3 protein-coding genes are annotated in these 26,062 nt (G+C 73.7%); all 3 read right to left on the reverse strand.

What is annotated here, in order from left to right; all coding sequences use genetic code 11:
• Positions 1-191: 191 nt before the first annotated feature.
• From ACIBJC_RS27750 to ACIBJC_RS27760, 3 genes are read right to left on the reverse strand one after another with little or no spacing between them, the layout of a single operon-like run.
• On the reverse strand, positions 192-407 hold the full coding sequence (locus ACIBJC_RS27750; RefSeq protein WP_399296978.1) for an MbtH family protein: 216 nt from the start codon (positions 405-407) through the stop codon (positions 192-194).
• Positions 404-18,289 (reverse strand): amino acid adenylation domain-containing protein, encoded by a 17,886-nt coding sequence (locus tag ACIBJC_RS27755; protein ID WP_399296980.1) that lies wholly within the window; start codon positions 18,287-18,289, stop codon positions 404-406. The genes ACIBJC_RS27750 and ACIBJC_RS27755 overlap by 4 nt, the downstream gene beginning before the upstream one ends.
• Before the next feature lie 12 nt (positions 18,290-18,301).
• A complete protein-coding gene (locus ACIBJC_RS27760; protein ID WP_399297331.1) occupies positions 18,302-25,885 on the reverse strand; it encodes a type I polyketide synthase in 7,584 nt (2,527 codons plus the stop codon).
• Between the last annotated feature and the right edge of the window lie 177 nt (positions 25,886-26,062).

Here is a 26,062-nt window from a genome sequence, read left to right on the forward strand (position 1 = left end):
GGCACCCTCCAGGGGATTCGGTCAGCGGCTTCCGAAAGTGGGGTTCATCAGCGGCTCTTGTCGGTGGCCTCCGTCGGCGGCTCTTGTCGGTGGTCACCGTCAACGGCTCGTGCCGGTGGCCTCCGTCAACGGCTCTGGTCAGCGGCCTCCGTCAGCGGTTCGCGTCAACGGCTCGTGCCAGCAGCCCTCCGTCAGCGGGCCTCGCCCATGGCGCGGACCAGGCTCGTCGGCCGCAGGTCGGTCCAGTGCTGCTCCACGTACTCCAGGCAGGCCGCGCGCGTGTCCTCGCCGTGCGCCACCGTCCACCCGGCGGGCACCTCCGCGAAGGCGGGCCACAGCGAGTGCTGGCCCTCGTCGTTGACCAGCACCTTGAAGGAGCCGTCGGCGTCGTCGAACGGATTCGTCATGAGTTGTTCCTTTCCTGTCGGTTCCGCGCCACTGCGCGCAGCTTTCGTTCCAGCGCCGGGCCGATGACCGCCAGCGATTCCGGCAGTGTCATGCCGATGTGGTCGCAGGGCACCGGATGCACCTCGACCTCCCGCTTGAGGTAATCGGCCCAGACATCGGCGGTGAGCGGCTCCGGCTCGTCCGCCGCCACGAACAGCAGGGTGTCGACCGCGACCGGCTCGTGGCGGAGCCTGCCGATGATGTCGGCGTTGTTCCGCATCACCCGCATCAGCGCGGTGACGTGGTCCTCCTCCAGGCTCGCCAGCACGATGTTCCGCTCGCGGGCGATCTCCTGGAACCGTTCGTGGGTCAGGCTCTCCCCGGCCAGGCCCTCGGCGTTGATACCGAACGCGGCGAGCATCCGCGTATAGGCGCCGGTACGGTCCATGTCGCGGGCGACCGTGAGTTCGTCGGACGTCCACGGCTTCGCCGGGCTCGCGTCGAGCATCACGAGCAGGGCGACCTCCTCGCCACGGCGTTGCAGCTCCGCGGCGATCGCGTGGGCCACCATCCCGCCGAACGACCAGCCCAGCAGGTGGTACGGCCCCTCCGGCTGGACGCGGGTGAGCTCGTCCACATAGTCCTGGGTGACCTCCTCCACCGAGCGTGGCAGCTCGCCGCCGTCGGCGAGGCCGCGCGACTGGAGGCCGTACACCGGGAATTCGGGGCTCAGGTGCCGCAGCAGCCCGGAATAGGTCCAGCTCAGCCCGCTGATCGGGTGCACGCAGAACAGCGGTGGCCGGGTCCCGCCGCGCCGCAACGGCAGGACGACATCGAACGCGGTGTCCTCGCCACCGTCCTGGATCCGCCGGCCCAGACCGGCCACGGTGGCCGCCTCGAAGAGCGCGCGGACCGGCAGGTCGACCCCGAGGACCGCCCGGATCCGGCTGACCAGCCGGGTCGCGAGGAGCGAATGCCCGCCCAGATCGAAGAAGCTGTCGTCCACACCGACCGTGGCCCGGCCGAGTATCTCGGCGAACAGTCCGCACAGGACCTCCTCGACCGGGGTCCTCGGCGCGCGATCGGTGGTCGCGGGCAGCCCGTCCGGCAGGGCGTCCCGGTCCACCTTCCCGTTGGCGGTCAGCGGGATCGCGTCGATGGCGAGGACCGCCGACGGCACCAGGTGGACGGGCAGCCGTGCGGCGAGGCGGTCGCGCAGGCCGGCCAGCAGCCTGCCCGTGAAGCGCGACCCGACCGGGTTGCTGGCCAGCGCGGACAGCGGGCGTCCGGCCGGCGCACGGTGGACACCGGTCAGCGGCCCGTCCTGCCCGGCGGGGAGTACCACTGCCTCGTACGTGGCGGGGTCGTCGGGGGACCAGGTGGTCACGACGCGGTGGCCGGCCCGCTCGCCCCACGCGTGCAGCTCCTCCGGGTTCAGTCCCGTCCCCGTGCGGAGGTGGGCGCGGATGTCGTCGAGCGACGCGTGCCGGGTCAGGGCCCGGGAGGCGGCCAGTTCCCCGGTCAGGCGGGGGTTGGGGATGCCGGTGAGCCGTACGGGGCCGGCGATGCCGGGCAGTTCGTCCAGACTGGTGAAGCTCAGCTCCGGTACGTCCGCCACCGACGCCACCCGCGCCGGATCGCGGTGGACGACGACTTCGTACCGGTGCCGCGTCAGCTCGTTGTGCGGCTCACCCCGCTTCAGCCGGATGTCGACGCCAACCTTCTTCTCCTCGGCCCAGGAGGCGAAGAACCCGGGGTCCAGGACGAGTTCCTTCTCCAGCAGCACCGCCTGCTCGACGGAGCCCCGGAGCCGTTCGACCGACTCGGCCCGCCGGGCGTGCACCGCCGTGTGCAGGGCACGGACCGTGCGTTGGTGCCGTACGTCTCCGATGAAGATCCGGCCGCCGGGCGCCAGCAGCCCCAAGGCGCCGTCGAGAACACGGGCCAGATAGGCGCCGTCCGGGAAGTACTGGACGATCGAGTTCAGCACCACCGTGTCGAAGTACTCCACCGGCAACCCGGTCACGTCATCCGCCGGCCGGCACCGCAGTTCCACATGTTCCGCCCCACCGACCTGGCCGCGCAGCCGCTCGATCACGGGAGCGGAGAAGTCCGTCGCCCAGTAGGACTCGACCTCGTTCAGCAACGGGCCGAGCAACAGCCCGGAGCCGACACCGATCTCCAGGATCCGGCGCGGAGCCGACTCCCGGATCCGATCGACCGCAGCCGCCCGCCACGACTCCATCTCCGCCAACGGAATCGGCTCACCGGAGTACGAACTGTTCCACCCCGTGAAGTCCCCACCCAGCGAACCGACTTCGTCCGACCCGTACATCGTGTCGTACACATCACGCCACTCGTCCACCTGCTCCTCCCCCACCTCGGGGACGGCCGTGGTCTCCGGGACGACATACGCGACCAGACGGTCGGCCCTGGCGAGGACGACGGCGCGGGCGACCTCGGGCTCGGCGAGCAGCATGGCTTCGACCTCGCCGGGCTCGACGCGGAAGCCCCGGACCTTGACCTGGTCGTCGGCCCGGCCGACGAACTCCAGCTCGCCACGGCGGTTCCACCGGACGCGGTCGCCGGTGCGGTACATCCGGGACCCCGGTATGCCGTACGGATCGGGCAGGAACCGCGGGGCGGTCAGGTCGGGTCGGCCGAGGTAGCCGCGGGCGACCCCGGCCCCGGCCGCGTACAGCTCACCGACGACACCGGGGGGCACGAGGCGCAGCCGTTCGTCGAGGACGTAGGCCCGCATGGCCTCCATCGGGACACCGATCGGGACCGTGGCCTGTGGTGCGTTCTCCCGCGTCATGACGTGACGGGTCGCGAACGTCGTCGTCTCCGTCGGACCGTAACCGTCCACCACCGAGATACCGGGATACGTCTCGAAGAGCCGGCGGACCGCCTCGGGCGACACCACATCACCCCCGGTCCACACCTGCTCCACCCCCGCGAAGCAGTCCAGGTGCTGTTCCGTCATCAGGGTGAACAGCCCGGCCGTCAGCCACAGTCCGGTGACGCGCCCATCGGCGACGGTCCGTGCCAGCACCGCCGCGTCGAACTCGCCCGGAGGCGCGAGGACCAGTGTGCCGCCATGGGTCAGCGGGACCCACAGCTCGTAGGTCGAGGCGTCGAACACGTGCGGCGAGTGCACCAGCACCCGGCGCTGCGCCTCATCCCAGCAACCGTCCGAGGTCAGGCCCACGACGTCCGCCTGCGTCACCGCGACACCCTTCGGCATCCCCGTCGACCCCGAAGTGAACATCACGTACGCCAAGTTCTCCGGTCGTACGGCGATGTCCGGATCTGACGGCGACTGGCTTGTCACGTCCGGCAGTTCACGCAGTACGAGCACAGGTTCCACGTCATCGAGGAGTACGGCGATCCGCTCCTCCGGATACGACGGATCCACCGGCACATACGCACCACCCGCCTTCACCACCGCCAGAATCGCCACCACCAGATCCACCGACCGCTCCAGCAGCAACACCACCCGACCCTCCGGGCCCACCCCCTCACCGATCAGCCAGTGAGCGAGACGGTTCGCCCGCTCATCCACCTCCCGGTACGACAGCTCCGTCCCCCCGGCCACCACCGCGACCGCCTCCGGATCCCGCTCCACCCACGCCCGGAACAACTCCGGCAGAGTGCGAGCGGGAGCGGGCAGTGCGGGGGCGGGTTCCTGGGGCGCCGACAGCAGCCGCATACGTTCGGCCGGGAAGAGGATCTCGGCTGCGCCGATCGGGCGGGCCGGGTGCGCGACGAGGGACCGCAGCAGGCCGACGAAACGGTGGGACAGCTCTTCCACGGTCTCCCGGTCGAAAAGCTCCGTCGCGTACTCGACCATCGCCGTGATGCCCGCCGGGGCACCGGACGCGTCGAACTTCTCGGTGAGGCTGAAGAAGAGGTCGAACCGGGAGGTGTAGGTGGGCGCGAGTTCCAGTCGTGCGTGCAGGCCCGGGAAGTCGAAGTGGGCCTCTTCGTTGTTCTGGAGGGCCAGCGCGATCTGGAACAGCGGATGCTGCGCCGACGAACGGCGCGGATTCAACCGCTCGACCAGCAACTCGAACGGCACATCCTGATGCTCGTACGCACCCAGACTCGCCTCACGAACCCGCCCCACCAGCTCCTCGAACGACGGATCCCCCGACACATCCGTCCGCAACACCCACGTATTCACGAAGAACCCGACCAGATCGTCCAGCCCGCTGTCCGTCCGCCCCGCGATCGGCGAACCGACCGCGACATCCCCCTCGCTCCCGCCGCCCAACCGCGACACGAGCACCGCCAGCCCCGCCTGCAACACCATGAACAGCGACGCCCCCACCGACCGGGCCACCGCCCCCAACGCACCGCACAACCCCGCGTCCACCTCGAACCACACCGTGTCGCCCTCGTACGAGGCGACAGCCGGGCGCGGCCGGTCGAGCGGCACGGTGGACTCGTCGGGCAGCCCGGCGAGGCGGTCGGTCCAGTAGGCGACCTGCTGGTTGAACAGGCTCTCGGCGTCGGACTCCTCGCCGAGCAGGGTGCGCTGCCAGAGCGTGTAGTCGGCGTACTGCACGGGCAGCGGCGCCCACGCGGGTACGACGCCGTTGCGACGGGCGGTGTAGGCGGCGACGAGATCGCGGGCCAGCGGCCCCATCGACCAGCCGTCACCCGCGATGTGATGCACCAACACCAGCAACACCGATGTCGACGGCGATGTCGATGTTGACGGCGACTCGTCCACCTCGAACAGGGTCGTCCTTACGGGGATCTCCCCCGCCAGATCGAACGCGTACCGCGCCGCCGCCCCCAGCGCCTGGGGCAGTTCGCCTTCGGACGCCCGGTCGAGACGCAGGGTCGGACGGTCCTCGGTGACGAGCTGGCGCGGATGGCCGTCGATCTCGGGGAACACGGTCCGCAGGGTCTCGTGCCGTCCGACGACATCACCGAGCGCCGCCTCCAGGGCCACACGGTCCAGGTCGCCGGTGAGCCGCAGGGCGAGCGCGATGTTGTACGTCGCCGACGGCCCCTCCAGCTTGTGCAGGAACCACAGCCGCTGCTGCGCGAACGACAGCGGCAGCACCCCGGGACGCTCCTGCCGCGCCAGCGCGGGCCGGTCGGACCCGCCGTGGACGCGCGCGGCGAGCCGGGCCACGGTGGCCGCCTCGAAGAGCGCGCGGACCGGCAGGTCGACCCCGAGGACCGCACGGATCCGGCTGACCAGCCGGGTCGCGAGGAGCGAGTGCCCGCCCAGGTCGAAGAAGCTGTCGTCCACACCGACCGTCGGCCGCCCCAGGATCTCCGCGAAGAGTCCGCACAGCACCTCTTCCTGCGGGGTGCGCGGGGCACGGCCGGTGACCTGGTGGTGGCCGGGTTCGGGCAGCGCCGCCCGGTCCACCTTGCCGTTGCCGGTCAGCGGGATCGCGTCGAGGGCGAGGAAGGTGGTCGGGACGAGGTAGTCCGGCAGCCGCCCGGCGAGCCGGTCCCGCAGCCGGGCCAGGAGGTGGCCGGTGGTCCGGGAGCCGAGCGGGTTGTTCACCAGCGCGGACCGGGGCCGTCGGCCCTCCGGGGAGCGGTACACGCCGGTCAGCCGGTCGGCGCTCCGCACGGGGAGGAGTACGGCGTCGTACATGGCGGGGTCGTCGGGGGACCAGGTGGTCACGACGCGGTGACCGGCCCGCTCGCCCCAGGTGTGCAGTTCCTCCGGGTCCAGTCCCGTCCCCGTGCGGAGGTGGGCGCGGATGTCGTCGAGCGACGCGTGCCGGGTCAGGGCCCGGGAGGCGGCCAGTTCCCCGGTCAGGCGGGGGTTGGGGATGCCGGTGAGCCGTACGGGACCATCGGGGTCCGGCAGTTCGTCCAGGCTGGTGAAGCTCAGCTCCGGTACGTCGGCGAACGATGTCGCCATCTCGGGGTCGCGGTGGATGACGACTTCGTACCGGTGCCGCGTCAGCTCGTTGTGCGGCTCACCCCGCTTCAGCCGGATGTCGACGCCAACCTTCTTCTCCTCGGCCCAGGAGGCGAAGAACCCGGGGTCCAGGACGAGTTCCTTCTCCAGCAGCACCGCCTGCTCGACCGCCGTCCGCAACCCCTCGACGGACTCGGCCCGCTCCGCCCGTATCGCGGTGTGCAGGGCACGGACCGTGCGCTGATGCCGTACGTCACCGATGAAGATCCGGCCGCCGGGCGCCAGCAGCCCCAAGGCGCCGTCGAGAACACGGGCCAGATAGGCGCCGTCCGGGAAGTACTGGACGATCGAGTTCAGCACCACCGTGTCGAAGTACTCCACCGGCAACCCGGTCACGTCATCCGCCGGCCGGCACCGCAGTTCCACATGTTCCGCCCCACCGACCTGGCCGCGCAGCCGCTCGATCACCGGCGCCGAGAAGTCCGTCGCCCAGTACGACTCGACCTCGTTCAGCAACGGCCCGAGCAACAGCCCGGAGCCGACGCCGATCTCCAGGATCCGACGCGGAGCCGACTCCCGGATCCGGGCCACCGCAGCCGCCCGCCACGACTCCATCTCCGCCAACGGAATCGGCTCACCGGAGTACGAACTGTTCCACCCCGTGAAGTCCCCACCCAGCGAACCGACTTCGTCCGACCCGTACATCGTGTCGTACACATCACGCCACTCGTCCACCTGCTCCTCCCCCACCTCGGGGGCCGCGTCGGGCGCCTGGACGACATAGGCGACGAGGCGGTTCTCCCGCGCGACGACCACGGCGCCCGCGACCTCGGGCTGTTCGCGCAGCGCGGCCTCGACCTCGCCGGGCTCGACGCGGAAGCCCCGGACCTTGACCTGGTCGTCGGCCCGGCCCACGAACTCCAGCTCGCCGCCACGGTTCCACCGCACCACATCCCCGGTGCGGTACATCCGGGACCCGGGCGCGCCGAACGGATCGGCCACGAACCGGTCCGCCGTGGGGCCGGGACGGCCGAGGTAGCCGCGCGCGACCCCGGCCCCGGTCACATACAGCTCGCCGGGGACGCCCGGCGCGGCCAGGCGCAGCCGTTCGTCGAGGACGTAGGTGCGCATGGCCTCCATGGGGACACCGATCGGGACCGTGGTGTGCGGGGCGTTCTCCCGTGACATGACGTGACGGGTCGCGAACGTCGTCGTCTCCGTCGGACCGTAACCGTCCACCACCGAGATACCGGGATACGTCTCGAAGAGCTGGCGGACCGCCTCGGGCGACACCACATCGCCTCCGGTCCACACCTGCTCCACGCCTGCGAAGCAGTCCATGTGGTGCTCGGTCATCAGGGTGAACAGCCCGGCGGTGAGCCACAGTCCGGTGACGCGCCCATCGGCGACGGTCCGTGCCAGCACCGCCGCGTCGAACTCCCCGGACGGCGCGAGGACCAGTGTGCCGCCATGCGTCAGCGGAACCCACAGCTCGTAGGTCGAGGCGTCGAACACGTGCGGCGAGTGCACCAGCACCCGGCGCTGCGCCTCATCCCAGCAACCGTCCGAGGTCAGGCCCACCACATCCGCCTGCGTCACCGCGACACCCTTCGGCATCCCCGTCGACCCCGAAGTGAACATCACGTACGCCAAGTTCTCCGGTCGTACGGCAATGTCCGGATCGGACGGCGACTGGCCCGTCACGTCCGGCAGTTCACGCAGTACGAGCACAGGATCCACGTCATCCAGGAGTACGGCGATCCGCTCCTCCGGATACGACGGATCCACCGGCACATACGCACCGCCCGCCTTCACCACCGCCAGAATCGCCACCACCAGATCCACCGACCGCTCCAGCAGCAACACCACCCGACCCTCCGGGCCCACCACCTCACCGATCAGCCAGTGAGCGAGACGGTTCGCCCGCTCATCCACCTCCCGGTACGACAGCTCCGTCCCCCCGGCCACCACCGCGACCGCACCCGGATCCCGCTCCACCCACACCCGGAACAACTCCGGCAGAGTGCGGACGGGGGCGGGCAGTGCGGGGGCGGCGGTGAGCGGTGCGCTCTCCTCGGGCGTCAGGATGCCGATGTCGTTGATCGAGCGGTCCGGGTGCTCGACCATGGCCCGCAGGACGCGGAGCCAGCGTTCGGTGAAGTCGGCGACGGTGTCCCGGTCGAACAGCTCCGTCGCGTATTCGACGGCGCCCGCGAGGCCGCCGTCGGGCCGTTCCGCCAGGTTCAGGAACAGGTCGAAGCGCGCGGTGTCCAGGAGCGCGGTCTCGGGGCGGACGTCCAGCCCCGGCAGGGTGAAGCGTGGTTCCTCGTTGTTCTGGAGGGCCAGGGCGATCTGGAACAGCGGATGGTGCGCCGACGAACGACGCGGATTCAACCGCTCGACCAGCAACTCGAACGGCACATCCTGATGCTCGTACGCACCCAGACTCGCCTCACGAACCCGCCCCACCAACTCCTCGAACGACGGATCCCCCGACACATCCGTCCGCAACACCCACGTATTCACGAAGAACCCGACCAGATCATCGAGCCCGCTGTCGGTCCGCCCCGCGATCGGCGATCCGACCGCGATGTCGCTTCCCCCACCCAACCGCGAGACCAGCACCGCCAGCCCTGCCTGCAACACCATGAACAGCGACGCCCCCACCGACCGGGCCACCGCCCCCAACGCACCGCACAAATCCGCGTCCACCTCGAACCAGGTGACCTCACCGGAGTACGAGGCCACGGCGGGCCGGGGTCGGTCCAGCGGGATCGTCACCTGGTCGGGCAGGCCGGCGAGACGGTCGGTCCAGTAGGCGACCTGCCGCGCGAACAGGCTCTCCGCGTCGGACTCGTCGCCGAGCAGCGCCCGCTGCCAGAGCGTGTAGTCCGCGTACTGCACCGGGAGCGGCGCCCAGGCGGGCGCGGCGCCCTCGCACCGGGCCGTGTACGCCGTGACGAGATCGCGCGCGAGCGGCCCCATCGACCAGCCGTCACCCGCGATGTGATGCACCAACACCAGCAACACCGATGTCGACGGCGATGTCGATGTTGACGGCGACTCGTCCACCTCGAACAGCGTCGTCCGTACCGGGATCTCCCCCGCCAGATCGAACGCGTACCGCGCCGCCGCCCCCAGCGCCTCGGAGAGGCCGTCCGCGCCGACCCGTTCGATCCGCAGCGACAGCTCCGTGTCCAGGACGCGCTGCCCCGGGCGGCCGTCCCGCTCGGGGAAGACGGTGCGCAGGGATTCATGGCGGGTGACGACGTCGTTCAGCGCCGCTTCGAGCGCGCCCCGGTTCACCTCCCCGGTCAGGCGCAGTGCCAGCGGGATGTTGTACGTAGCCGAAGGGCCCTCGAACTTGTGCAGGAACCAGAGCCGTTGCTGTGCGAAGGAGAGCGGCAGTGCCTCGGGACGTTCCTGGCGCACCAGCGCGGGCCGGGCCGTGCCACCCGCCGAGAGGCGTTCGGCGAGCCCTGCCGGGGTCGGCGTCTCGAAGAGCGTCCGCACCGGGAGTTCGACCTCCAGTGCGGCGCGGATCCGGCTGACCAGCCGGGTCGCGAGGAGCGAGTGCCCGCCCAGGTCGAAGAAGTCGTCGTCGGGGCCGGCCGTCGGCACGCCGAGCACCTCGGCGAACAGCCCGGCCAGGATCTCCTCCTGCGGCGTCAACGGCGCACGCCCGGCCGCTGCCCGTTCCGACGGCACTGACGGCACTGACGGGACCGGCGGCTCCGGCGCCGGAAGCGCCGCGCGGTCCAGCTTTCCGTTCGCGGTCAACGGGATCTCCGGTACGGGTACCACCACCGACGGCACCAGGTGGTCCGGGAGCCGGGTGCGCGCGTACCGCCGCAGGGCGCCGATGCCCTGGTCGCCGGTGGTGCCCTGGTCGCCGGTGTCCTGGTCGCCGGTGCCCTGGTCGCCGGTGTCCTGGTCGCCGGGGACGACATAGGTGACGTAGGCGACGAGCCGGTTGTCGCCCGCGACCACCACCGCCTGTGCGACGGCGGGGTGCGCACGCAGTACGGCCTCGACCTCGCCCGGCTCGATCCGGAAGCCGCGTACCGTGACCTGGTCGTCGGCCCGGCCGGCGAACTCCAGCCCCCCGCTCCGGTTCCAGCGCGCCACGTCCCCCGTGCGGTACATCCGGGACCCGGGTGCGCCGAAGGGGTCCGCCACGAACCGGCCCGCGGTCAGGCCGGGGCGGCCGAGGTAGCCCCGGGCGACGCCGGCCCCCGCCACGTACAGCTCGCCGATGACACCGGGCGGCACGGGGCGCAGCCGTGCGTCGAGCACATAGGCCGTCAGGTCGGGCAGCGGCGTGCCGATCGCGCCCGGTGCCGCCCCGGCGGCGGAGCGGCGGTCCAGGTCCAGGCGGGTGACGTGGACGGTGGTCTCGGTGATCCCGTACATGTTGACCAGCAGCGGGGCCCGCTCGTCGTGGCGCTCGTACCAGGCGGCGAGCCGGGAGGTGTCCAGCGCCTCCCCGCCGAAGACGACCGTGCGCAGGGCCAGTGGCCGCGGGCGTTCGCGGTCGGCCTCGATCAACTGGGAGAAGGCCGACGGCGTCTGGTTGAGGATCGTGACCCGCTCGTCGGCGAGCAGCCCGACGAACTTCTCCGGGGACCGGCTGACCTCGTAGGACACCACGACGACCGAGCCGCCCCGGGCCAGCGCGCCCCACAGCTCCCAGACGGAGAAGTCGAAGGACGCCGAGTGGAACATCGTCCAGATGTCCTCGGGGCCGAACCGGAAGGACCGCTGCGCGGTCTCCAGCAGCCGTACGACGTTGCGGTGGGGCACCACCACGCCCTTGGGCGCGCCGGTCGAGCCGGACGTGTAGATCACGTACGCGGCCTGCCCGGGGTCGCCCGGCACGCACGGGTCCGTGCCGGGGTACGCCGCCAGCGCCGCCAGCACCTCCGGCGCGTCGAGGACGAGGGCCCCGGTGACGGGCGTCGCGGTGTCCGCGAGGGCGGCCACGGCGGCCGTCGTCGCCAGGACGCGGCTCGGGCCTGCGTCGCCGAGGAGGTACGCGACGCGCTCGGCGGGATAGTCCGGGTCGACGGGCACGTACGCGGCGCCCGCCTTGAGCACGCCCAGGATCGCCGCGACGAGTCCGGCCGAGCGGGGCAGCAGCAGCGCCACCCGGTCCTCCCGGCCGACGCCTTCGTCGCGCAGCAGCCGGGCCACGCGGTTGGCGTGCGCGTTGAGCTCCGCGTACGTCCAGCGGGTGTCCCCGGAGACGACGGCGACGGCGTCCGGCCGTTCCCTTACGTGTTCCTCGAAGAGGTCCGGCAGCAGGCGGTCGACGGTGACCGGCTCGGGTACGGCGAGCAGCGCGGCCCGTTCCTCCGGCGTGAGGAGGTCGGCGCCGCCGATGGCCGCGCCGGGGTCGGCCGCGACGGCGCGCAGCAGCCGCTCCCAGCGGGCCACCAGGGCCGAGACCGTTCCGGCGTCGAAGAGGGCGGTGGCGTACTCGACCAGGACGGACACGCCGGCGGGGGCGCCGTCCGGTCCGGTCTCCTCGGTGACGCTGAAGAACAGGTCGAAGCGTGCGGTCCGGGTGGACGCGACGTCGAGGCGCACGGTGAGGCCCGGCAGCTCGAACCGGCCCTGTTCGTTGTTCTGGAGCGCCAGGGCCACCTGGAAGAGCGGGTGGTGGGCGGTGGACCGCTGCGGGTTGAGCAGTTCCACCAGGTACTCGAACGGCACGTCCTGGTGGGCGTAGGCCGCCAGGCTCGTCTCCCGGACCCGGGCGAGCAGTTCGGTGAACGACGGATCGCCGGAGGTGTCCGCGCGCAGTACCAGGGTGTTGACGAAGAAGCCGATCAGGTCGTCGAGCGCGTCGTCGGTCCGGCCCGCCACCGGTGCGCCGAGCGGGATGTCCGTCCCCGCGCCGAGCCGGGTGAACAGGGCGGCCAGTGCGGCCTGCAGCACCATGAACACGGTGGCGTCGCCGGTGCGCGCGAGGTCGACCAGCCGCCGGTGCAGGTCGGCGTCGAGGGTGAACCGGGCCAGGTCGCCCGCGTACGAGGCCACCGCGGGGCGCGGCCGGTCGAACGGGAGGTCGAGCTGGTCGGGGAGGCCGGCCAGTCGCTCCGTCCAGTGGGCGACCTGGTCGGCCAGGAGGTTTCCGCCCTCGTCGAGGAGGCCGCGCTGCCAGAGCGTGTAGTCGGCGTACTGCACGGGCAGCGCCTGCCACGACGGGCGCACGCCGGCGCGACGGGCCGCGTACGCGGTGGTGAGGTCACGCGCCAGCGGCCCGACGGACCAGCCGTCGCCCGCGATGTGATGCACCACCACGACCAGCACGGACGCGTCCGGTCCGTACCGGAGGAGCCGTACCCGTACGGGGATCTCGGTGGCCAGGTCGAAACCGCGGGACGCCACCGCGGCCACCGTCTCGTCGAGAGCGTCCTCGGTGGTCCGGACGACATCGAAGTCGAGGGAGGCGGCACCTGGTTCCAGGATCCGCTGGTGCGGGCGGCCGTCCACGTCGGGGAAGACCGTGCGCAGGCTTTCGTGGCGCTCCACGATGTCGTCCAGCGCCTGCCGGAGCGGCACCGGGTCGACCTCGCCGGTCAGCCGCAGCACGAGCGGGATGTTGTACGTCGCCGAAGGGCCCTCCAGCGCGTACAGGAACCAGAGCCGCTGCTGCGCGAACGACAGCGGTACGACGTCCGGCCGCTCCATCGGCACCAGCGCCGCCCGGCGGCGGTCCTGGCCGCCGAGGCGGGCGGCGAGACCGGCGACGCTGGGGGTGTCGAACAGGGCGCGTACGGGGATCTCGGTGTCGAGCACGCTGCGGATCCGGCTGACGAGCCGGGTCGCGAGGAGCGAGTGCCCGCCCAGGTCGAAGAACCCGTCGTCGACGTTCACCCAGGTCAGGCCGAGGAGTTCGGCGAAGAGCCCGCACAGCTGCTCCTCGCGCGCCGTGCCCGGCGGGCGCTCCCCCGCCGGGGCGTGCTCGGGGAGGGGGAGCCGGGTCGCCGCCGTCGTCACCACGGCGTCCGCAGTGAGGTAGGTGGGCAGTTCGGCGTGGAGCGCGGCGAGGGCGGCGTCGCTCTCGACGGTCACGTACGCCGCCATGCGGCCGTTCTCCCTCGGTACGGCGACGGCCTGGGTCACCCCGGGGCGGCGGCGCAGCCACTCGGCGGCCGTGTCGAGGCGTTCCCGGCCGTCCCACTCGCCGGTCCCGGTCTGCCGCGCGACGGTCCGGCGGGGCCGGGGCACCAGTCCGCGCAGCACCACCGGGAGTTCGCCGGAGACGGCGCGGTCCCGCAGCGCGGCCCGGTCCACCTCGACCGGGGCGACCAGGGGGCCGGCCGCGCCCAGGGCGCGGTCGAAGAGCGCCAGCCCCGTCTCCTCCGTCATCGCCGTGATGCCGGACCGGTTCAGTTGCGCCAGGTCCGCCGGGGTGAGACCGCCCGCTGCGACGGTGCGCCAGAGCCCCCAGGCCAGGGAGAGCGCGGGCAGGCCGAGGGCGCGGCGGTGGCTCGCCAGCGCGTCGAGGAAGGTGTTGGCCGCCGCGTAGCCCGCCTGGCCCGCGTTGCCCATGAGCCCGGAGAACGAGGAGAAGAGGACGAACGCCGACAGGCCGCGGTCCGCGGTGAGTTCGTGCAGGTGCCAGGCCGCTTCGGCCTTCGCGGCGAAGACACCGGCGAGCCGTTCCGGGGTGATGTCGGCCAGGGGCGCGTCGTCGATGAGACCGGCGGTGTGGACGACGGCGGCCAGGTCGGGGACGGACGCCACCGTCCCGGCCAGCGCGGCGCGGTCGGCGACGTCGCACGCGGCGATCCGTACCCGCGCGCCCAGCGCGGTGAGTCCGTCCCGCAGGTCCCGCGCGCCGTCGGCGGCGGGCCCCCGCCGGCTCACCAGGACGAGGCTCCGTACGCCGTGCCGCTCCACGAGCCGGCGCGCCACCAGCGAGCCGAGCGCGCCGGTGCCGCCGGTGACCAGGACGGTTCCCTCCGTGGGGAAGGTGGGATGTCCGAGGGTTGCGGGGGCTGTGGGCGCGGTGGGCGCGGTGGGGTGTACGAAAGCCTCCGCATCCTCCGTCACGCGTGGCACGTACCGGCGCCCGGCCCGGACCGCGATCTGCGGCTCGTCCCGCTCCAGCGCGACCGCGACCGCCCGGCGGACGTCCTCGGCCCCGGCCTCCCGGTCGGCGTCGACCAGCAGGAACCGCCCGGGGTGCTCCGAGGCCGCCGAGCGCACCAGGCCCCACAGCGGGGACATCGCCGGATCGTCCACCACGCCGTCCGTGGTGGCGACGGCTCCCCGGGTCACCACGACGAGCCGGGCCCGCTCGTCCGCGAGGGTTTCCCGCGCCAGCTTCAGCACGCGCAGGGCGGCCTCGTACCCCTGACCGGGCACGGTGACGCCGTCCCGTACGCCGACACACGGCACGACCGTGACGGGTGGCGCGGTGACCGGCTCCGCGACCGGCCCGCCCTCGTCCCGGGCGAGGTCCCACGGGTCGGCTCCGAGGGCCCGGACCCGCCACCGTCCGGCCACGGGAGCGCGGCCGGACAGCGGCATCCAGCCGAGCCGGAAGAGCGAACCGCTCGCGGCGGGCGGTGCCGGGGAGCGCGGGGCGACGGAGTCCACGGTCAGCACCGGCATCCCGGACTCGTCCGTGACCAGCAGCGACGTCACGCCGTCCACCACCGTCGTCCGCACCCGGACGGCCGAGGCCCCCGCCGCCCGCAGGTCCACGCCGGTGAGGGTGACGGGCGCGCCGAAGGGCCGCAGCACCGGGTCGAGCAGGGTCGGATGGAGGGCGAACGCGTCCGCTTCCCGCTCCTCGGCCGCCTCCGCCGCCACCACGACGCCCTCGTCGTCGTCCGGTACGGGCACCTCGGCGCGCCCGGTGCCGGCGCTCAGCACACCGGAGGCGCCCCGGACCCAGCCGTTGCCCTGCCGGAGGTGTACGACGACGGCGCTGCGGCCCTCGCCGTCCGGGTCCACGGTGACATGCACGTCGGCCGGGCCGCCCGCCTCGACGGCCAGCGGTGTCCCGACCGTCAGTTCGTCGATCCGGTCGCAGCCCGCCCGGTCCCCGGCGGCGATCACCAGCTCCAGCAGGACCGCCGCACCACCGCAGTCGGCCAGCCAGGGGTGCACGGACGGCGAGAGCCGCCCGGTCATCGTCCAGCCCGCGCCGTCCGGGCGCGGGATGACCGTGTCGAGCAGCGGGTGGTCGTCGCCGTACCGCCCGGTGGCCCGCGGCGCGGGCCGCGTCCAGAACGACCGGTGCTGGAAGGCGTAGGTGGGCAGTTCCGTCGCCCGCGCACCGGGCAGCAGCGCGGACCAGTCGACGGCGCCGCCCGCGACATGGAGACCGGCGGCGGCCGACAGGAACTGGCGCGGCGATCCGTGGCCGCGGCGCAGCGTGCCGGTGACGGTGGCCTCGGCCCCGGCCGACGCCGCGATGTCGCGGACGGCGCTGCCCAGCATCAGATGCGCGGACGGCTCGACGAAGACGTCGTACCCGGCGTCGAGCAGCAGCCGGACGGCCGGATCGAAGCGGACCGGCTCGCGCATGTTGCGGTACCAGTACGCGGCGTCGAGCCCGGTCCCGTCCACGGCGGCGACGTCCACGGTGGAGTAGAACGGGATGTCCGCCGCGCGCGGGGTGATGCCCGCCAGCGCCTCCAGCAGCGGTTCGCGCAGCTCCTCCACGCGCGGCGAGTGCGAGGCGTACGCGGCGGAGAAGGTACGGAAGTCGATCCCCTCCCGGGCGCACGACGCGGCGAGTTCCTCCAGCGCCGGGACGTCCCCCGTGACGACCGTCGACTCCGGGCCGTTCATCACCGCGACCCACAGCCGCCCCGGCCACCGCCCGAGCAGCGCCTCGGCCCGCTCGGCGGAGAGCGGCAGCCACAGTCCGCCGCCCTTGCCCGCCAGCCGGGCGGCGATCCTGCTGCGCAGCGCCGCCACCTTCGCGCCGTCCTCCAGGCTGAGCGCCCCGGCGACGCAGGCGGCGGCGATCTCGCCCTGGGAGTGGCCGAGCACCGCCGCGGGCCGTACCCCGGCCGACTTCCACAGTTCGGCGAGTCCGAGCATGACCGCCCACAGCACGGGCTGGACGACGTCCACCCGGTCGAGCGACGCGGCGTCGCCGCTCAGTACGTCGAGCAACGACCAGTCCACGTACGGTTCCAGCGCGTCGGCGCACTCCTGGACGCGCGCGGCGAACACGGGCGAGGAGACGAGCAGTTCCTTCGCCATGCCGGCCCACTGCGCGCCCTGGCCGGGGAAGACGAAGACGGTTGTGCCGACGTCGTCGCGGGCCCGGCCGGTCACCACGTCGGCGCTCGTGGCGCCCTCGGCCAGCGCGCGCAGCCCGGCGAGCAGTTCGGCGGTGTCCGTACCGAGCACGACCGCCCGCTGTTCGAACGACGACCGGTGCGCGGCGAGGGAGAGGGCCACGTCCCGGGCCTGCCGCGGCCGGGCGGCGACGAACTCCCGCAGCCGGTCCGCCTGGGCGCGCAGCGCCTCCGGCGTCCGCCCCGAGACCGGCCACGCCAGCGGCGCCGCCGATCCGGCGCTCCCGGCCGGCTCAGCGCTTGTGCCGGGTGCCTCCTCCGGGATGACGTGTGTGCCGGGTGCCTCCTCCAGGATGACGTGGGCGTTGGTGCCGCTGATCCCGAACGACGAGACCCCGGCGCGGCGCGGTCCGCCGTCCCCGGCGCCGTTCCCGTCCCACGTACGGCCGGACTCCAGCACCCGTACGCCGCCGGCCGCCCAGTCGACGTACTCCGAGGGTGCGTCGACGTGCAGCGTCCTCGGCAGCCACCGGTTGCGCAGCGCCTCGACCATCTTGATCACCCCGGCCACGCCCGCCGCCGCCTGGGTGTGCCCGAGGTTGGACTTGACCGAGCCGAGCCACAACGGGTTCTCCGGTGCCCGGCCCCGGCCGTACGTCGCCAGCAGCGCCTGCGCCTCGATCGGGTCGCCCAGCCGGGTGCCGGTGCCGTGGCCCTCCACGGCGTCGACGTCGCCGGGGCCGAGTCCCGCGTCGGCGAGCGCGGCGCGGATCACCCGTTCCTGGGCGGGGCCGTGCGGCGCCGACAGGCCGTTGCTGGCCCCGTCCTGGTTGACCGCGCTGCCCCGGATCACCGCCAGCACCGGATGTCCGGCGCTCCGCGCCCGCGACAGCGGCTCCAGTACGAGCATCCCGGCGCCCTCGGCGAACCCGGCGCCGTCGGCGGCGGCGGCGTACGACTTGCACCGGCCGTCCGCGGAGAGGACCTGCTGACGGGACATCTCGATCAGGTTGTTCGGCGTCGACATGACCGTCGACCCGCCCGCCAGCGCGACCGAGCACTCCCCCTGCCGCAGCGCGCGCACCGCGAGGTGCAGGGCCACCAGCGAGGACGAGCACGCCGTGTCGACGGTGAGCGCCGGGCCCTCCAGGCCGAGCAGGTAGGAGAGCCTGCCGGACACGACGCTCAGCGCGTTCCCGGTCAGCACCTGCCCTTCGAGCTCCTCGGGTATCTCGCGTGGCGCGTAGTCGCCGACGCTCGCGCCGACGAACACCCCGGTCGGGGTGGACCGCAGCTCGCCCGGCCGGATCCCGGCGGTCTCCAGGGCCTCCCAGGCGGTCTCCAGGACGAGCCGCTGCTGCGGGTCCATCGCCGCCGCCTCCAGCGGGCTGATCCCGAAGAACGCCGCGTCGAACGCGTCGGCCGCTTCGAGGAACCCACCGCCCCGCGCATGGCACCGGCCCGGCTCGTACGGGTCGGGGTGGTACAGCTCGTCGAGGTCCCAGCCCCGCCCGGCGGGCATGCCGGTGATCACGTCCCGTTCCTCGGCGACGATCCGCCAGAGGTCCCGCGCGTTGGCGACACCACCGGGATAGCGACAGCCGGTGCCGACGATCGCGATCGGTTCGTCCGTCCCCGCGGTCAGCTCCCGGTTGCGCCCGCGGAGCCGTTCGTTCTCCTTCAGCGCGGCCCGCAGGCCCTCCACCAACTGGTCGGCAGACGCGGTCATGTACGCAGCTCCTCAGTCGGAAAGTCCGGCGTCCAGCGCCATGCGCACCAGGCTCATGGCGTCCATCCCGTCGATCAGGTCCTCTTCGTTCCCGGTCCCGTCCCCGGCCCCGGTCTCGTCCGCCGGCGCGATCAGCTTCCGGAGGCACCGCACCACCGCGGCGGGGGACGGATGGTCGTACACGAGCGTGGCGGGTACGGGCAGTCCGGTCGCGGCGGTCAGCCTGCCGCGCAGGTGTACGGCGGCCAGCGAACCGAACCCGAGGTCCTTGAAGGCCGTGTCCAGCGGGATACGGGCGGGGTCGTCCCGGCCCAGCACGGCGGCGGTGTGTACGCGCACCAGCTTCGTCAGTTCCCGTTCGAGCTCCCCGGCGGGCAGGGACCGCAGGCCGTCGGCCGGACCGGGGCCCGCCGCCGGCTCACCGGTGCCCCCGGGCGCCGGCTCACCGGTGCCCCCGGAGGGCTCCGCCGTGAGACCGCGCAGCGGTGCGGGCAGCCAGGTCCCCGCGCGCAGCCGGGCCGGGTCGAGCGCGACCGGCGCCAGGCACGCCTCGCCCGAGGCCACCGCCGTGTCGAACAGCGTGAGCGCGCGGCCCGGGGACAGCGGGCTGATCCCCCACCGGCCCAGCCGCTCCAGATCCGTGTCGGCCAGATGCCCGGTCAGCGCGCTCCCGGTCGCCCAGAGCCCCCAGGCCAGCGCCGTCGCCGGCAGGCCACGGGCGTGCCGGTGGCGGGCCAGCGCGTCCAGGAACGCGTTGGCCGCCGCGTAGTTCGCCATGCCCTCGTGGCCCAGCAGCCCGGCGGTCGAGGAGAACAGCACGAACGCGGCGAGGTCGAGCCCCGCGGTGAGTTCGTGGAGATGCCAGGCGCCGCGGACCTTCGGGTCGAGCACCGGACCGAGCCGATCGGACGTCAGATCCGGTACCAGCGCGTTGTCCAGGACGCCCGCCGCGTGGACGACCGCGCTCAGCGGCCGGTCGGACGGGACGCGGTCGAGCACCGCAGCGAGCCCGGCGCGGTCCGCGACATCGCACGCCTCGACGCGGACCTCGGCGCCGAGCGCGGCGAGTTCGTCGCGGAGCGCGGTGGCACCCGAGGCCGCGGCGCCGCTCCTGCCGGTGAGCAGCAGATGCCGTACGCCGTGCGCGGTGACGAGGTGGCGGGCCAGCAGCGAACCGAGCGCGCCGGTACCGCCGGTGATCAGTACGGTGCCGGTGCCGAACGACGGCGGGCGGCTCGGCCCGGTGGCGGCCCGCGCCAGCCGGGGCACGAGGATCCGGCCGCCGCGCAGGGCGAGTTGGGGTTCGCCGGTGGCCAGCGCGCGCCCCAGCGCCCCGGGTGTCGCCTCAGGACCGGACCCGAGGCCGATATCCGCCTCCGCGTCCGCGTCCGCGTCCGCGTCGAGGTCGGCCAGGACGAACCGGCCGGGGAACTCCGCCTGGGCCGACCGCAGCAGGCCCCACACCGGTGCCTGCGCCGGGTCGACGTCCTCGTCAGCGACGGCGACCGCGCCCCGGGTGAGGACGACGAGCCTGCCCGGCTCGTCACCGGCCACCCGTGCCCGTACCAGCTCCAGCGCCCGGTGGAGCTGCGCGTACGCGCCCTCCACCACCCCGTCCCCGCCGGACCCGCCGGACCCGCCGGACCCACCGGACTCGCCGAACTCGCCGGACCCGCCGGACCCGCCGGACTCAGCGGACCCGCCGCCCCCGACCCGTACCACCGAGACGGCTTCGTCGGGTTCCGCCGCCGCGGGCACCTCGGTCCAGTCCAGCCGGAACAGCGATCCCCCCGTACGCGCCGGGCCGTCCCGCCAGAACCGGCGGCGCTGGAAGGGGTACGTGGGCAGCTCCACCCGGTGCCCGCCGGGGAACACCGTCGCCGGATCGAGGGAGGCGCCGCCGAGCAGCAGATGCCCGAGCGCCTCGGTCACGTCGGTGCCCCCGCGCCGCAGCACCGGCGCGCACGCCACGTCAGGCAGCATCGAGGTCAGCGTCGCGTCCGGGCCGATTTCGAGGAACGTCCCGACGCCCCGCCCTCCGAGCGTGGCGACCGCGTCGGCGAACCGCACCGGCAGACGGAGCTGGTCGGCCCAGTACTCCGGCGAGGAGAGCTGCCCGGGCGTCGCCGACCGGCCGGTCACCGTGGACACGACCGGAATCTCGGGCTCATGGAAGGACAGCTCTCCGAGGACGTCCAGAAGGCCCTCCCGTGCCCGGTCCATGTGGTGCGAGTGGAAGGCGTGGCTGACCCGGAGCCGCTTGACGTCCCGGCCCCGCGCGGCGAAGTACTCGCCCAGCAGGCCGATCGCGGCCGGGTCGCCGGAGACGACCACCGACCCGGGTCCGTTCACCGCCGCCAGGCACGCCCCGTCCGGGGCCAGCGCGGCGATCACGGCCAGCACCTCGTCCTCGCCCGCCCGGACGGCGGCCATCCGCCCGCCGGTCCCGGCCGCCTGCATCAGCCGCCCGCGCGCCGCGACCAGCGCGCACGCGTCCGGCAGGGAGAGCACCCCGGCGACATGCGCCGCGGTGATCTCGCCGACCGAGTGCCCGGCCAGCGCGTCGGGCCGCGCGCCGTACTGTTCGAGCAGCCGGAACAGCGCCGTCTCCAGCGCGAACAACGCGGGCTGGGCGAACTCCGTACGGTCGAGCAGCGCGGCGTCGGTACCGAGGACGACCTCGCGCACCGGCTTCGGCAGCAGCCCGTCCAGATGCGCGCACACCTCGTCGAGGGCCGATGCGAACACCGGGGAGCACGCGGCGAGTTCGCGGCCCATGCCCAGGTACTGGGCGCCCTGGCCGGTGAAGAGGAAGGCGAGCCCGCCGTCCGGGCGCCGCCGGGGCGGTTCCTCGCCGGACTCCACCGCGGCGAGCCCGGCGAGCAGGGCGCCGCGGTCCGCGCCGGTGACCACGGCCCGGCAGGCGAGCCGGGCCCGGGTGGTCGCCAGCGACAGGCCGATGTCGGCGATGCCCGCGGCCCGGTTCCCGCCGTCGGCCCCCTCGTCCGTACCGCTCCTGCCCTCGTCCGTACGTCCCTCTGCCGTGCCACCGTCTGCCGTACCGCCCTCCTCCGTACCGTCCTCTGCCGTACCACCGTCTGCCGTAGCGCCCTCCTCCTTACCGCCCTCCTCCGCAGCGCCCTCCGCGGCGAACGCGCGCAGCCTCTTCGCCTGGGCCCGCAGGGCCTCCGGAGTCGCGGCCGAGAGCAGCCAGGGCACGGGGCCGGGACCGGCGCTCTCCCTCCGCTCCTGGCCGTCGCCCTCTTCGAGGATCAGATGCGCGTTGGTCCCGCTGATCCCGAACGACGACACCGCGGCGCGGCGCGGACGTCCGCCGGGCCACTCCCGTCCCTCGGTCAGCAGCCGGAGCCCGCCGGCCGCCCAGTCCACGTGCGACGACGGGGCGTCGATGTGCAGGCTCGCCGGGAGCCGCCGGTGCCGCAGCGCCTGGACCATCTTGATCACCCCGGCCGCCCCGGCCGCCGCCTGCGTGTGGCCGAGGTTGGACTTCAGCGACCCGAGCCACACCGGCTCCTCGCCGCTGTGCGCGCGCCCGTAGGTGGCCAGCAGCGCCCGTGCCTCGACGGGGTCGCCGAGCGCGGTCCCGGTGCCGTGGCCCTCCACCGCGTCGATCTCGGCGGCGGTGAGCCCGGCGTCGGCCAGCGCGCTGGTGATCACGCGCTGCTGGGCGAGCCCGTTGGGCGCGGTGATGCCGTTGCTCGCGCCGTCGGAGTTGACCGCCGAGCCGCGGATCACCGCCAGCACCCGGTGCCCGTTCCTGCGCGCGTCCGACAGCCGTTCGACCAGCAGTACCCCGGCGCCCTCGGCCCAGCTCGTGCCGTCGGCCGCCGCCGCGTACGCCTTCGACCGGCCGTCCGGGGCGAGCCCGCGCTGCCTGCTGAACTCGACGAAGATCCCCGGCCTGGGCATCAGCGTCACCCCGCCGGCCAGCGCGAGGTCGCACTCCCCGCTCCGCAGCGCGCGTACGGCCAGATGGATCGCCACCAGCGACGAGGAGCAGGCCGTGTCGACGGTGAGCGCGGGCCCCTCCAGCCCGAGGGTGTAGGCGACCCGGCCGGACACGACGCTGGGCACGGTGCCGGTCAGCAGATACCCGGAGTCGTCCTGGCCGCCCTCGTGCAGCCGGGGCCCGTAGTCCCCCGCCCCGGCCCCGACGAACACCCCGACCGGCGCGCCCCGCAGCGCCCGCGGATCGACACCCGCGTGTTCCAGGGCCTCCCACGCGGTCTCCAGGACGACCCGCTGCTGCGGGTCCATCGCCAGCGCCTCGCGCGGCGCGATGGAGAAGAACTCGGGGTCGAACCCGGCGATGTCGTCGAGGAACCCGCCGGACCGGGTGTGACTGCTGCCGGGCCGGTCGGGATCGGGGTCGTACAGGACGCCGAGGTCCCACCCGCGGTCCTCCGGGAACGGGCCGATGACATCCCGCCCCTGCCGCACCAGGTCCCACAGCGCGTCCGGCGAATCGGCCCCGCCCGGCAGGCGGCAGGCCATCCCGACGATCGCGACGGCCTCGCCGTCGACGGGCCGGGCGCGCGCGGCCTCGACTCGGGTCGGTGCGCCCAGCGATCCGGCGAGGAGTTCCGGCGTCGGGTGGTCGAACACGGCCGCGGGCGAGAGCGTACGGCCGAGCGCCCCGCTCAGCCGGGCGGCGAGGTCGGCGACCGAGACGGAGTCGAAGCCGAGCGCCTTGAAGGTCGCCGCCGGGTCGACGGCCGCCGCGTCGGGATGGCCGAGCACGGCGGCGGCGGTGGCACGGACCAGCCCCAGCGCGTCCATGGGCGACGGTTCCTCCGTAACCGGAACGTCCGTGCCCGAAGCGTGCGTGCCCGGAGCGCCTACCGGATCCGGCCCCGGGGTGGGTGCCTCCCCCGCCCCGAGCCAGTGCCGGCGTCGCTGGAAGGCGTAGCGCGGCAGCGGGACCCGGCGGGCGTCGCCCCGGTCCCGGTCCGCCAGGTCCCGGTCCGGTGACCAGTCCACATCCACGCCGCGTACGTACAGTTCGGCCAGCGACGTCAGCAGCCGCCGCCGCCCGCCGTCCCCGCGCCGCAGCGTGCCGGTGACGGCGACCGGCGGACCGGCCGCGAGGGTCTGCTGCACCGGCATCGTCAGCACCGGGTGCGCGCTGACCTCCACGTACGTCCGGAACCCGTGGGCCGCCAGCAGTTCGGTCGCCGGGCGCAGCAGCACCGGCTGCCGGAGATTGCGGAACCAGTACGCCGCGTCCAGCCCCGCGGTGTCGAGCACGGTGCCGGTGACGGTGGAGTAGAACGGGATCTCGGACGGCCTCGCCCGCACCCCGGCCAGTTCGCCGAGCAGCCGCTCGCGCAGGGCGTCGACGGCCTCGGTGTGCGAGGCGTACCCGACCGGGATCAGCCGCGCCCGCACCCCGCGTTCGGCGCACGCGTCGACGAACCGGCGCACCTGGTCGGGCGGTCCGGCGATCACGGTCGAGGAGGGCCCGTTCTCCGCCGCGACCGTGACGGAGCCGTCCACGGTGGCGCACACCTCGGCGGCGGGCAGGTCGACCCCGGCCATCGCGCCGGTGCCGTCGATCGCGGCCAGCGCCCGCGCCCGGAGCGCCACGATCTTCGCGGAGTCCTCCAGCGACAGCGCGCCCGCGAGGTGCGCGGCGGCGATCTCGCCCTGCGAATGGCCGACGACGGCCTCGGGGCGCACGCCGAACGCGCGCCACTGCGCGGCCAGTCCGATCATCATGGCCCACAGCGCGGGCTGAACGACCTCCACCCGGTCGAGCGCGGCCCCGCCGTCCCGCAGCACCTCGGTGAGCGAGAAGTCCACGTACGGTTCCAGCGCGGCGGCGCAGCGCTCGATCCGCTCGGCGAACACCGGTGAGGTGGCGAGCAGTTCGGCGGCCATCCCGGCCCACTGCGCACCCTGGCCGGGGAAGACGAACGCCGTCCGTCCGGGGTCGCCCGCCACGCCGGTGACCACGGAGGGGTGGGGCTGTCCCTTCTCCACGGCGGCGAGCGCGTCGGAGAACCCGGCCAGGTCCTCGGCGATCAGCACCGCGCGTACGGGCAGCGGGGTGCGGGCGTTGGCCAGCGAGAACGCGACATCGCGCGGATCGTGGGCCACCGACTCCTGGGCCACGGCCTCGTGGCGCGCGGCCTCCTGGGTCACATCCTCCTGGGCCACGGCCTCGCCCAGCCGCCCCGCCTGTGCCCGCAGTGCCTGGGCGGAGGCGGCCGACACCACCCAGGCCACGGGGCCCGCGGGTGCGCGCGGGGTGGGGTGCGGCTCCGGGGTGCGGGCCTCGTCCGTCAGGACGACGTGGCAGTTCGTACCGCCGACGCCGAAGGAGCTGACGCCGGCGACGCGTTCGCCGTCGGGCGCGTCCCACGCGGCCGTCTCGGTGCAGACCCGCAGGTTCAGTGCGTCGAGGGGGATGTCCGGGGGCGGGGCGGTGAAGTGGAGGCTGGGCACCAGCCGCCGGTTCTTCAGGCAGAGCGCGGTCTTCAGCAGCCCGGCGATCCCGGCCGCGGCCTCCAGGTGCCCGATGTTGGTCTTGACCGAGCCGACCCGCAGCGGGGTCCCCGGGCGGCCGAGCGCCGCGCCGAGCGCCGCCGCCTCGATCCGGTCGCCGACCTTCGTCCCGGTGCCGTGCAGTTCCACGTATCCCGCACGGTCCGGCGTCAGCCCGGCCCGCTCGTACGCGAGCCGCAGGACCTCGCGCTGTGCGGCGCCGTCCGGTACGGCGAAGGCGTCGCCGCCGCCGTCGTTGTTGACGGCGCTCCCGCGCAGCACGCAGTACACTGGATCGCCGTCGGCGAGCGCCCGCGACAGCGGCTTGAGCAGCACCAGCCCGCCGCCCTCACCGCGTACGAAGCCGTCGGCGGCGGCGTCGAAGGTACGGCAGCGGCCGGTGGGGGACAGCGCGCCGAACCGGGCGGCGGCGAAGGCGTTCTCGGGCAGGAGGTTCAACTGGACGCCGCCGGCGAGCGCCAGTGCGCATTCGCCGCGCCGAAGGCTCTCGGCGGCCAGGTGCACGGCGACCAGCGAGGACGACTGGCCCGCGTCCACGGTGTAACTCGGCCCGGTCAGGCCGAGGAAGTAGGAGAGCCGGTTCGCGATCGCGCCGCGCTGGGTGCCGGTGAAGGTGTACGCGGTCCTGGCCGCGGCGCCGAGCCGGTCGAGCAGGACGGCGTAGTCGCCGGAGGCCGCGCCGACGAACACCCCGGTGGTCCCGCCGCGCGCGGCGGCGCCGAGTCCCGCGTCCTCCAGCGCCTCCCAGCCCAGCTCCAGCGCGAGCCGCTGCTGCGGGTCCATCGCCGCGGCCTCGCGCGGGGAGATGGAGAAGAATCCCGCGTCGAACTCGTCGATCCGGTCGAGAAAGGCGCCGTGGCGTACGGCGTTCGTCTGCGCCGCGGTCAGTCCGGAACCGGCGAGTGAACTCTCGGAGAGCCTTTCCGGCGGAGCCGGTTGAACCGCGTCCGTACCCTCGCTGAGCAATCGCCATAATTCCGCGGGCCCCGGTGCTCCGGGAAAGCGGCAGGAAATTCCTACAAGGGCGATGGGATCATGGTCGTGCGCATTCGCCGACGCCGGCGTCAATACGTCGCCGCGCGCAGGAATGGCGGGCTCTTCTCCCCGCGTCACATTACCCTGCCGCTGGACAGGTAAACGCTTGCTGTACATCGATTTTTCCCACCCCCGTAAGCCCCTGCCGCACCACAGCCCCCGACGATAGGCACAGGACGCAGGTCACGACAACCACTCCGAGAACGCCAA

Origin of the sequence: Streptomyces sp. NPDC050509 (assembly GCF_044457965.1) — a bacterium.
GTDB lineage: Bacteria > Actinomycetota > Actinomycetes > Streptomycetales > Streptomycetaceae > Streptomyces.

Excerpts from the sequence above, each read along its gene's own strand:
- ACIBJC_RS27750 (WP_399296978.1), bottom strand. The coding sequence starts at position 407 with ATGACGAATCCGTTCGACGACGCCGACGGCTCCTTCAAGGTGCTGGTC.
- ACIBJC_RS27755 (WP_399296980.1), bottom strand. The coding sequence starts at position 18,289 with ATGACCGCGTCTGCCGACCAGTTGGTGGAGGGCCTGCGGGCCGCGCTG.